Here is an 11,329-nt window from a genome sequence, read left to right on the forward strand (position 1 = left end):
CTTGCTGTAGGATGAACGACTTGCGCCTCTATCTGGTTCCCTGAACGGTTGGACGCCTATCCGTCTGGCGAAATCGGCAGGATTGAACGCCGGGCGACCTCGTGGCCTGCCAGGCGAAAAGGCTCCGCCGCGCCGTTGACGCACAGGGTAAAACCTGTGTCGCGGAAACGAAGGACGAGCCGTTTTCGCGCCGGATCTTGCCATTGCGACGGACTGAGCGGCCTGCCCTCCTCATCCAGCCATTCCACATCAGCATCGGTCAGCCAGTCCGTGCCCGAAAGCTCAGGATGCGCTGCCCGCATCTGCGCGAGCGCGAAGGCATGCGCCTCCAGTTCATGGTTGCGGCCCCTCCAGTCGATCCAACTGATCGCATTGTCCTGCGCATAGGCATTATTGTTGCCCTGCTGGGTGCGCCCGAACTCATCGCCCGCCGTCAACATGATCGTGCCGCGCGAGCAAAAGAGCGTGGAGAGCAGCGCCCTTATGTCGTGGATGCGGGCGGCCTGCACAGCCGGATCGTCGCTCGGCCCTTCCACGCCGTTGTTCCAGCTAAAATTATCGCCGTGGCCGTCCCGGTTTTGCTCGCCATTAGCTTCATTGTGGCGGTGCTCATAAGCGGCCAGGTCAGCGAGCGCGAAGCCGTCATGCGCCGCGAGGAAGTTGACCGTGCGCGTTTCGCCCGTGCCGCCGAACAGGTCGGAAGAGCCTGCAAGGCGTGTGGCGAGGCTTCCCAATGTGCCCGGATCGCCACGCCAGAAGCGCCGCACATCGTCGCGATAGCGGTCGTTCCATTCGAGCCACCCTTCCCCAAATTGGCCCAGCTGATACCCCCCCGGCCCGATGTCCCATGGCTCGGCGATGAGGATACGGTCCGACAGGATGGCGTCTGCCCTCATTTCCCGCAGCAAAGGCGCCTGCGGGTCGAACCCCTGCGGCAGCCGGCCGAGCGCGGGGGCAAGGTCGAAGCGGAAGCCATCGATGCCCGCGCCCAGAACGAAATGGCGCATCGACGCGAGGATCATCTGCCGCATGGCGGGGTGATTGCAGTCGATACTGTTCCCGGTGCCGGTATCGTTGATCAGGCGGCCATCCGGCTCATGCCGGAAATAACTGCGCGCATCGAGCCCGCGTAGCGACAATGTCGGGCCGAGGGCGTCACTCTCTCCGTCATGATTATATACCAGGTCGAGAATGGCGCCGATACCCGCTTCATGCAGGGCGGCGATCGCGGCACGCAGTTCCGCCATGCCGCCAGGCGCCAGCCGGGGATCGAGCGCGAAGAAGCTGACGGGATTATAGCCCCAGGCGTTGGACAGGCCGAGCGGCCGCAGGTGGCGCTCGTCGATCCAGGCGGTGACCGGCATGAGTTCGACGGCGGTGACATGCAGGCGGCGCAGATGGTCGATGATGGCGGGATGCCCGAGCGCGGCGATGGTCCCGCGCTGCTCCGGCGCTATATCGGGATGCAGCATGGTAAAGCCGCGGACCTGAAGTTCGTAGATGAGGCCGCCCGCGCGAAAGACCGGCGCGCGTTTCGGGATCGGCGGCAGAGGGGTTTCCACGATCGCCTTGGGGACCAGCGCGGCGGTATCGTCCCCTTCCCCGCGCCGTGCGGCAAGAGCAGCGTCATAGCGAAAGGGCTGATCGATCGCGGTAGCATAGGGATCGAGCAGCAGTTTGTCCGGATCGAACCACAGCCCTGCGTCGGGATCATAGGGTCCGTCGGCGCGCACCCCATAATGGGCGCCCGCTGCCAAGCCCGCTATATCGACGGTCCAGATGCCGCCTTCGCCCCATGCCATCGGGTGCCTTGTTTCTCGGTCCTGCGCGTCGAACAGACACAGCCATAGCTGGCTCGCATCAGGAGAGCGGACGCGGAAGCGGACCCCGGCGCCGGACAATATCGGTCCGAGCGCGTCTTCGCTCATGCCGCGTCCTGCACCAGCGTCCGGAACAACGCGGCGTAGCGCGCTGCACTGTGCGTCCAGGAGAAATCGGCCTTCATGCCTGCGCGCTGCATCGCCTGCCATTGCCCCTTGTCGCGATGCAGATGGATGGCACGCGACAGCGCCCCATGCAGTGCTGCGGGATCGGAGGGGGCGAAGACCACGCCCGTCGCGGCCCCGGAGGCGACCGCCGCCTCATTGGCGTCGATCACCGTATCCGCCAACCCGCCGACACGCGCCACGACAGGAACGCAGCCATAGCGCAGGCCATAAAGCTGGGTGAGGCCGCAGGGCTCGAAACGCGACGGGATGAGGATCGCGTCGCCGCCTGCCTGCAAAAGATGGGAGAGCGGCTCGTCATAGCCGATCTGCGTTCCCACACGTCCGCGATGGCGGTCGGCAGCGGCGAGGAACGCGCCCTCCAGCGGATGGTCGCCCGATCCCAGCACCGCCAGCTTGCCGCCGAGCGCGACCAGATGATCGACCGCGCCGGCGACCATGTCCATGCCCTTCTGCCATGTCAGCCGGCTGACGATGATGAAGAGCGGAGCATCGTCATGATCGAGGCCGAAGCGCTTTTCCAGAGCACGCCGGTTGGCAGAGCGGCCCGCCAGCGCCCTTGCGCTGAACCTTCGGGCGATCAGCGGATCGGTGGCCGGGTCCCATATGGAGGTATCGACCCCGTTCAATATGCCGTGCAGCCGATCCGCGCGGCCATTGATCAGGCCATCGAGCCCCATGCCATCGGCGGGGCGGCGGATTTCCTCGGCATAGGTGGGGCTGACGGTCGTAATGGCGTCGGCGGAAACCAGACCGGCCTTCAGATAGCCGGTGCCGCCGTAATATTCGACACCGTCCACGCTCCAGGCCTCGGGCGGAAGGCCGAGGCTGGCGAAAATGTCCCAGCCGAAGCGGCCCTGGAAGGCGAGATTATGGATCGTCACCACTTTGGGGATCGCGCGCGCGGGACCGAAGCGCATATAGGCGGCGGTCATTGCCGCCTGCCAGTCATGGACATGGACGAGATCGGGCTGCCAGCCCTTCAGCCCCTCGGCCGCTATGTCGGCGCCTGCCCGTGACAGGGCAGCGAAACGCCGCCAATTATCCGGCCACTCGCCCCCGGCCATGTCGCCATAAGGTCCGCCCTCCCGCGCGAAAAAGTCCGGGCTATCGAGGACCAGCAGGTCGAGTTCCTCGATTTTGGCTGCCAGCACGGCTGCGGGCGCGCCGAACAACGCCTCATAGCGCCGGACGACCTTTGCCTTGCCGAGCTTCGCCAGGACGGAGGGATAGCCCGGCACCAGCGTGCGGACGGCGATGCCGTGGTCGGCCAGCGCTCCGGGAAGCGCGCCCGCGACGTCCGCCAGCCCGCCCGTCTTGATCAGCGGGTAGATTTCTGACGCAACGGACAGCAACTGCATCCTGTCGGTCTTGCTCAAGATGGTCAGCCCGCCAGTCGTTCGATCATATATTGGGTGATCAGGCATACACCGCTGTCAGTGCGGCGGAAACGCTGCGCATCATGTTCCGGATGTTCACCGACGATCAGGCCGGGCGGAATGATGACGCCGGAATCGAGCACGCATCGATGCAGCCGCGCACCCCGGCCGATCTGGCAGTCCGGCATGATCACGCTTTCCGTGACGGAAGAGAAGCTGTGCGTGCGCACGCCGGAGAAGAGCAGGCTGCGGTGCAGGGACGAGCCGGACACAATGCACCCGCCCGCGACCAGCGAGGATGTCGCAGAGCCTCGCCGCCCATCCTCATTATGGACGAATTTGGCGGGCGGCGTGACTTCCGAATAGGTCCATAGTGGCCAGCTGCGGTCATAAAGGTCGAGCGAGGGGACGACATCGGTCAGGTCGACGCTGGCCTGCCAATAGGCATCGATCGTGCCGACATCGCGCCAGTAGGGCACTGGCTCGCTTTCCGCACGGACGCAGCTGTTGGAAAAGCGATGGGCCACCGCTTTGCCGTGCTCGACGATATAGGGGATGATATCGCCGCCGAAGTCGCGCTTGCTGTTCGGGTCGTCGGCATCGCGCCGAAGCTGCTCGATCAGGAAGCGGGTGCGAAAGACATAGATGCCCATGGACGCGAGTGACACACCGGGCTGACCCGGGATGCTGGGTGGGTCCTTGGGCTTTTCCACAAAGGCTGTGATCACGTCCTGCTCATCGACATGCATGACGCCGAAGCCGACCGCCTCCTTCCGCGGCACCTCCAGGCAGCCGACGGTGACGTCCGCTCCCGTGTCGACATGCTGCTGGAGCATCAACTCATAGTCCATCTTGTAGACATGGTCGCCGGCCAGGATCACCATATATTCCGGAGCATAGCTTTCGATGATGTCGATATTCTGGAATACAGCGTCCGCCGTGCCCTCATACCACTGGCTTTCCGAAACGCGCTGGCTGGCGGGTAGAATGTCGAAGCTCTCGTTGCGTTCGGGGCGCAGGAAGTTCCAGCCGCGCTGGAGATGGCGGATGAGGCTGTGCGCCTTATACTGGGTGGCGACGCCGATGCGGCGGATGCCGCTGTTGAGCGCATTCGACAGCGCGAAGTCGATGATGCGCGCCTTGCCGCCGAAATGGACGGCGGGTTTCGCGCGGCGGTCAGTCAGTTCGGCAAGGCGGCTGCCCCGCCCGCCCGCCAGAACATAAGCCATTGCATCACGCGCGATGGGCTGGTGTCTGGATTGCATCGGCTTCATCTCCTTCACGCCCGCGAACGCATGATCCCGTTCGTCGGTCTTAATAGTCCAGTTCCAGCATCAATGTACCGAGCGGCGGAATGGTGAGCGATGTCCACCCCTCCTCATCGGCCGTCACCACGCCCTGATTGCCAGCGCCGCTCCCGCCATAGTCGGTGGCATCGCTGTTCATGACCTCCCGCCAGCGCCCTCCTGAAGGCAGGCGTAGCCTGTAAGACTGACGAGCGACCGGGGTAAAATGGCTGATGATCACCATCGGAGGCTGCTGCGGCGCGCGCCTGACCCACGCGAAGATGGAGTCCTTCGCCGCATCGGCCAGCACCCACTCGAACCCTTCCCCTTCGCAGTCCCGCGCGTGCAGGGCGGGACGGACGCGATAGAGGCGGTTGAGGTCGCTGACAAGGCGCTGCACCCCTTGATGCGGCGCATGGTCGAGAAGGTGCCAGTCGAGCGCCCGCTCCTCGCTCCATTCGCCACGCTGGGCGAATTCCTGCCCCATGAACAGCAGCTTCTTGCCGGGATAGCCCCACATCAGCCCATAATAGGCGCGCAGGGTCGCGAATTTCTGCCAGTCATCGCCCGCCATCTTGTGCAGCAGCGAGCCCTTGCCGTGCACGACCTCGTCATGGCTGAGGGGCAGGACGAAATTTTCGGTAAAGGCGTAATGCGGGCCGAAAGTGATGTCGTCATGATGATGGGCGCGGTGCACCGGATCGCGGGCCAGGTAGCGCAGCGTGTCGTGCATGAAGCCCATATTCCATTTGAAGCCGAATCCAAGGCCGCCTTCATGGACGGGCTGGGTCACCTTGGGCCAACTGGTGGATTCCTCGGCGATCGTCATCACGCCGGCATGCGTGCCGTAAAGCGCCTTGTTCATCTGCTGGAGGAAATCGACCGCTTCAAGATTTTCCCGCCCGCCTTGGGCGTTGGGTATCCACTCCCCTTCCTTGCGCGAATAATCGAGGTAGAGCATCGAGGCGACCGCATCGACGCGCAGGCCATCGACATGATAGCGCTCGGCCCAGAAGAGCGCGTTGTTGATGAGATATTGCGCGACTTCGCGGCGACCGAAATTGTAGATCGCCGTGTTCCAGTCGGGGTGGAAGCCCTGGCGCGGGTCTTCATGCTCGTAGAGGGCCGTCCCGTCGAAACGCGCAAGGCCGTGCGCATCGGTTGGGAAATGCGCCGGCACCCAGTCGAGGATCACGCCCAGGCCCGCGCGATGCGCGCCATCGACAAAGCGGGCGAATCCTTCCGGATCGCCGAAGCGCGCGGTGGGCGCGTAGAGGCCGGTGGTCTGATAACCCCAGCTCGGGTCATAGGGAAACTCGCTGATCGGCAGCAGTTCGATATGGGTGAAGCCCATGCCGACGGCATAGGGGATCAGCCGGTTCGCCAGTTCGTCCCAGCTGAGAAAATTGCCCTGGTCGTCCCGCTGCCACGATCCGGCATGGACTTCATAGATGGAGATCGGCTGACGGCGCGGATCGACCTGCGCCCAATGTTCGCGATGCCGGTCGTCGCCCCACTCATGCTGCGGCGGATGCGCGACGATCGAAGCGGTTGAAGGGCGCAGTTCGGACTGGAAGGCGTAGGGGTCGGCTTTCAGCGGAAGTGGTCCGCCGTCCGGCCCCAATATCTCATATTTATAAGCTGTTCCCGCCCCCACTTCCGGCACGAAGATTTCCCAGACGCCCGTATCCTGCCGCCGCCGCATCAGCCCGCGACGACCATCCCAAAGGTTGAAGTCGCCCACCACCGACACGCGCATGGCATTAGGCGCCCAGACCGCGAAGTGCGTGCCGGTGACGCCCTCATGCGTCATGAGGTGCGCGCCCATCTTGTCGAACAGGCGGCCGTGCGAACCTTCGGCAAAGAAATAGTCGTCCAGCGGCCCCAGCACCGGCCCGAAGCTATATGGATCAACGAACCAATATTCGTGCCCGTCGGCATAGGTCGCGCGAAAACGGAGCGGCTGGCGCGTATCGATCTCCACCTCGCCGGAGAACAGGCCACCCGGATGAACCGGTTTCAGCGTGCCCACCTGTTCACCGCTCAGCCTGTAAGCCTCGACGCGCGCGGCGCCGGGCAGCAGGACGCATGCCGAATAACCTGCGTTAGCGGGATGGACACCTAATGTAGCGAAAGGATCGTCTTCGCGCCCTTCCAGCAGCCGGGCAATCTGTTCCGACGTCAGCACGTTACCCTTGCGGCCCCTTCATCACGGCACCTTCCAAATGTCGGCGGCATATTCCCTGATCGTCCGGTCGGACGAGAACCAGCCCATGCGGGCAACGTTGTGGACGGCCATTTCGATCCATCGAGAAGGCTCCTGCCACAGGGCGTCGACCCGACGCTGAGCCGACGAATAGCTTTCAAAATCGGCGGCCACCATGAACCAGTCATGGTCGTAGATGCCCTGCACCAGATCCTTGTAGCGGGTGGGATCATCCGGCGAGAAGACCCCGCTGGAGATCGCCGCCAGCGCCTGCGCCAGTTCGCGGCTCTGCGCTATGACCTCACGCGGATCATAGCCCTTGGCGCGGCGCTCATTCACTTGCGCGGCGGTGAGACCGAAGATGACGATATTCTCCTCGCCCACATGGTCGCGCATTTCGACATTGGCACCATCGAGCGTGCCGATGGTGAGCGCGCCATTGACGGCAAACTTCATATTGCCGGTGCCGGACGCCTCCATGCCTGCGGTCGAAATCTGTTCCGACAGGTCGGCAGCGGGGATCATCATCTCGGCCATGGAGACATTGTAGTTGGGGACAAACTGGATCTTCAGCAGTCCCTGCACCGCCGGATCATGATTGACCGCCCGTGCTACGTCATTCGCCAGCTTTATGATGAGCTTGGCGTTATGATAGCTCGACGCCGCCTTGCCGCCGAACAGCTTGACGCGTGGCACCCAGTCCTTCTCCGGGTGGGACCGGATCTGGTCATAGAGCGACACCGCCTCGATGATGTTGAGAAACTGCCGCTTATATTCGTGGATTCGCTTGATCTGGATATCGAACAGCGCGCTGGGATCGATCCGGGCGTTGACCCGCTGCCGCAGCAGATTGGACAACGCGGCCTTGTTAGCGTGCTTTACCGCGGCGAACTTGTCCTGAAAGGCGCTATCGGCCGCGAACCTGTCGAGCTCGCGTAAAGCTTCGGGATCGTCCATGAAGCGGTCGCCGATCGCTTCCCGGATCAGTTCGAACAAGCCGTGGTTGCACTGCATCAGCCAGCGGCGGAAGGTGACGCCATTCGTCTTGTTGTTGATGCGCGCCGGGTAGAGGCGATGCAGATCGGCGAACACGGTCTGCTTCATCAAATCGGTGTGAAGCGCCGACACGCCGTTGATGCTGTGCGACCCGGCGAAGGCGAGATTGCCCATGCGCACCCGCCGCTCGCCGCCCTCGTCGATCAGCGAAATGGTACCGATGGCATGATCATCGAACTTGCCCGATCGGCGCGCTTCGCCGAGCAGGCGGCTGTTGATGGCGTAGACGATCTGCATGTGCCGGGGCAGCAGCCGCTCGAACAGCGGCACGGGCCAGCTTTCCAGCGCCTCGGGCAGCAGCGTGTGGTTGGTGTAGCTGAACGTGCGGCGGGTGATATCCCAAGCCTCGTCAAAGTCGAGCCCATGGTCGTCCAGCAGGATCCGCATCAGTTCGGCGACAGCAACCGCTGGATGCGTATCGTTGAGCTGGATCGCCGCCTTTTCGGGAAGGGTGTGGATGTCGCGGAAATATTGGACGTGCCGCCGGACGATGTCCTGCAACGACGCCGAGGAAAAGAAATATTCCTGCCGCAGCCGCAATTCCTGGCCGGCGGGCGAGCTGTCCGCCGGGTAGAGCACCCGCGTCAGGGCTTCGGCGCGATTGCTCTCCGCCAGTGCGCCCAAATGATCGCCAGCGTTGAAGCGGTCGAGCAGGATGGGATCGATGGGCTGCGCTTCCCACAGCCGCAACGTATTAACCCGCCCGCCGCGCCAGCCGACGATCGGCGTGTCGTAGGGCGTCGCGATCACCCGTTCGGCCGGGCGCCAGCGCATCTGGTGCAGGCTGGCATTTTCGTCCTCTGATGGGTCGACCCGGCCGCCGAAGCCGATCTCATAGCTGGCTTCGCGCCGCTCGAACTCCCAGGGATTGCCGTGAGCCAGCCAGGTTTCCGGAAGCTCGACCTGCCAGCCTTCCGAAATCTCCTGCCGGAACATGCCGTTGACGTAACGAATGCCATAGCCGTAGGCGGGCACGTCCACCGTCGCCATGCTCTCCATGAAGCAGGCCGCCAGCCGTCCGAGCCCGCCATTGCCGAGCGCCGCGTCGGGCTCCAGTTCCGCGATGATATCGAGATCGACGCCCAGGGAATCCAACGCTGCCTGCACATCGTCCAGCATCTCCATGTTGGACGCGGCATCGCGCATCAGGCGGCCGATCAGAAATTCAAGGCTGAGATAATAGACCCGCCGACCCTGCTCCTCATAGGTTTTCTGCGTCGATTTGATCCATGCATCGATCACCCGGTCGCGGATCGAAAGGATGACGGCGTGCAGCCAGTCATGCGGCTTGGCGGCCGTGGCGTTCTTGCCGATCCGGTAGGTCAGCCGCTCAACGATCTCATGGGCAAGCGCCTGCGGATCGACTTGCCGGGGGGCGGGCATCGGAAGCGGGGCTTTACCCTCAAGGTTCATCGCGCTGATCCCCTATGACTGAGTCCGCAGCCATGATTGCACGCTGTTCGCGCGCCCGCCAACAGCTTTTTTGCAGCGCAGCAATCAAAGTGCGGCAGGCACATCGCGCCATTCACGGATCGCATCCCGAATGCCACGTCGCAGCTGGGGTCGGATGGGATAGATGCCCGAGGGAAAATGCTGCGCCATCAATATGCCAATGATCCGCTCGACCGGATCGATGAAGAAGAAGGTCGAGAAGACCCCGCCCCAAAAATATTCCTGCGTCCGCAAATCCATGGCGAAGCCGAGGCCGAAGCCTACACCTGCATAATCGGCTTCGCTGAACATGGAGGACGAAAGGCTCGCCAGGTCACCGCCGCCCGGCAAGTGATTGGCATGCATCGCTGAGATCGTGTCGGGCTTCACCAGGCGCACCCCGTCCAGCTCCCCACCGCGAAGAAGCATGCGGGCGAAGCGGTGATAGTCCGCTGCCGAGGAAATTAGCCCGCCGCCGCCCGACCGAAACCGCAGCGGTCGGCGCCAGCCGCTCTTCGCGCCCCTGTCGTAAAGGGATAGTTGACCGTCGGCGCCATATTGCCATGCGTCCGTCATCCGGTCGATGCGGTCTTCCGGCAGTTCAAAGAAACTGTCCCTCATGCCGAGAGGTTCGAAGATGCGGCTGCGGAAAAAGCTTTCCAGATTCATGTCGCTCAGCCGCTCGACCACGACGCCCAGAACGTCGGTCGATACGGAGTAATTCCAGCGCTCCCCCGGGGAAAATTCCAAAGGCAGCGCGGCAAGGGCGGCGATGAACTCGTCGGAACTGCGCTTTTGCTGAAACTCGTCCAGGCCCAATTCGCGGTAGCGCGCGTCGATGCGAGTCTGACGTTGGAGGCCGTAGGTCAGCCCGGACGTATGGCGCAGCAGGTCGATCATCTCCATCGGCCTATGCATCCGCCCCTTGCTATCCTCCCCCACGGCAAGATCGGCGAATTCCGGAATGACCTCTGCGACCGGGTCCGTCAGGCTCACCAGCCCCTGCTCCACCAGCATCATGAAGGCGAGCGACGTCACCGGCTTCGTCATGGATGCGATGCGGTAGAGTGCGTCTTCCCGCAGCGGCTCACCGGACGCGCGGGCGATGCCCCACTGGGCGGCGACCACCGGCTGCTCATCGCGGGATACTAGCAACTGGACATGCGGCAATTTGCCCGGCTCCACATAGGTTTGGCGGATTTGGTCCGTCAGCGTCTGCAACTTCGCGCCGTCCATGCCCGCCGCCTTTGCCGCCGCCATGTCCACCGCCTGACCGTTCGCCTGCATCATGCCTCCTGCCGGTATGCCGCCCTCTGGCTAGAGCAGGCGGCCACGCAGGACAATGGCGTTGCCACGCTGGCGGCCGCCCTCTATGGCAACGCGCCTGATCCCACTGGACGCATCTTTTCATGGCAACCGGCCTTTCCGCCATCTTCCTTGAAAATCGCCCCGCCCTGCTTCGCTTTCTTCGAGCGCGCGGAGCGGGAGAGGATGCGGAAGACCTGCTGCAGGACATGTGGATGAAGCTGGAGGCGAAGGATCTGGGTCCGGTCGCCGATCCCCTTCCCTATCTCTACCGCATGGCGAACAATCTTATGCTCGACCGCTATCGCTCCGGCACGCGGCGAGCGCGGCGGGAACAGGACTGGGCGGAAGGCGCTGGCGGCGTCATGGCGGACTCGTCCGATGATACCGCCATCGACGAGCGGCTGATCCTGGCGCAGCGGCTGGACGAGGCACGCGCCGTCCTGCGCTCTCTGGGGCCGCGCGTCGAACTGGTGTTCCGCCGCTTCCGGATCGAGGGTGTCGGGCAGCGCGTGATTGCCGAGGAACTGGGCGTCAGCCTGACCACCGTGGAAAAGGACCTGCAAAAGGCCTATCGTGCGATGGTAGCCCTCAAGCAGAAGCTGGATACGGAATGAGCACGGCCGCGTCGTCTAGCTGGATAGGCCTCCGGTTCGACAG

The 11,329-nt window shown here is 63.6% G+C and carries 7 protein-coding genes; 1 reads left to right on the top strand and 6 read right to left on the bottom strand.

Annotated features, from left to right (window positions below; translation table 11 throughout):
- Positions 1-56 precede the first annotated feature (56 nt).
- From glgX to L858_RS0108105, 6 genes are all read right to left on the bottom strand, one after another.
- Complete coding sequence (gene glgX, locus L858_RS0108080) at positions 57-1,928, bottom strand: glycogen debranching protein GlgX (protein WP_022682642.1); 1,872 nt, start codon at positions 1,926-1,928, stop codon at positions 57-59.
- Positions 1,925-3,367, bottom strand: coding sequence for a glycogen synthase GlgA (gene glgA / locus L858_RS0108085; protein WP_022682643.1), 1,443 nt, complete (start codon positions 3,365-3,367; stop codon positions 1,925-1,927). The genes glgX and glgA overlap by 4 nt, the downstream gene beginning before the upstream one ends.
- Before the next feature lie 23 nt (positions 3,368-3,390).
- Positions 3,391-4,650 carry a glucose-1-phosphate adenylyltransferase gene (gene glgC, locus L858_RS0108090; RefSeq protein WP_028055941.1) on the bottom strand — a complete coding sequence of 420 codons (1,260 nt, stop codon included), beginning with the start codon at positions 4,648-4,650 and terminating at the stop codon, positions 3,391-3,393.
- Positions 4,651-4,699: 49 nt separating this feature from the next.
- Positions 4,700-6,859, bottom strand: coding sequence for a 1,4-alpha-glucan branching protein GlgB (gene glgB / locus L858_RS0108095; RefSeq protein WP_022682645.1), 2,160 nt, complete (start codon positions 6,857-6,859; stop codon positions 4,700-4,702).
- Positions 6,860-6,880: 21 nt separating this feature from the next.
- The gene (locus tag L858_RS0108100) at positions 6,881-9,346 is read right to left on the bottom strand and encodes a glycogen/starch/alpha-glucan phosphorylase (RefSeq protein ID WP_022682646.1); all 2,466 of its coding nucleotides are present in this window, start codon (positions 9,344-9,346) and stop codon (positions 6,881-6,883) included.
- 84 nt (positions 9,347-9,430) lie between these two features.
- Positions 9,431-10,651: a serine hydrolase domain-containing protein gene (locus L858_RS0108105; protein WP_028055942.1), complete on the bottom strand. Its 1,221-nt coding sequence runs from the start codon at positions 10,649-10,651 to the stop codon at positions 9,431-9,433.
- A gap of 122 nt (positions 10,652-10,773) precedes the next feature.
- Here L858_RS0108105 and L858_RS0108110 point away from each other — a divergent pair, with 122 nt between their 5' ends.
- Positions 10,774-11,286 (top strand): RNA polymerase sigma factor, encoded by a 513-nt coding sequence (locus tag L858_RS0108110; RefSeq protein WP_022682648.1) that lies wholly within the window; start codon positions 10,774-10,776, stop codon positions 11,284-11,286.
- The last annotated feature ends 43 nt before the right edge of the window (positions 11,287-11,329 follow it).

The organism is Sphingobium bisphenolivorans (genome assembly GCF_000412635.1).
In the GTDB taxonomy this organism is placed as follows: Bacteria; Pseudomonadota; Alphaproteobacteria; order Sphingomonadales; family Sphingomonadaceae; genus Sphingobium; species Sphingobium bisphenolivorans.

What these genes read in the sequence shown, in the direction of transcription:
- glgX (WP_022682642.1), bottom strand. Translation starts at nt 1,928, where the DNA reads ATGAGCGAAGACGCGCTCGGACCGATATTGTCCGGCGCCGGGGTCCGC.
- L858_RS0108110 (WP_022682648.1), top strand. Translation starts at nt 10,774, where the DNA reads ATGGCAACCGGCCTTTCCGCCATCTTCCTTGAAAATCGCCCCGCCCTG.
- glgC (WP_028055941.1), bottom strand. Translation starts at nt 4,650, where the DNA reads ATGCAATCCAGACACCAGCCCATCGCGCGTGATGCAATGGCTTATGTT.
- L858_RS0108100 (WP_022682646.1), bottom strand. Translation starts at nt 9,346, where the DNA reads ATGAACCTTGAGGGTAAAGCCCCGCTTCCGATGCCCGCCCCCCGGCAA.
- L858_RS0108105 (WP_028055942.1), bottom strand. Translation starts at nt 10,651, where the DNA reads ATGCAGGCGAACGGTCAGGCGGTGGACATGGCGGCGGCAAAGGCGGCG.
- glgA (WP_022682643.1), bottom strand. Translation starts at nt 3,367, where the DNA reads ATGCAGTTGCTGTCCGTTGCGTCAGAAATCTACCCGCTGATCAAGACG.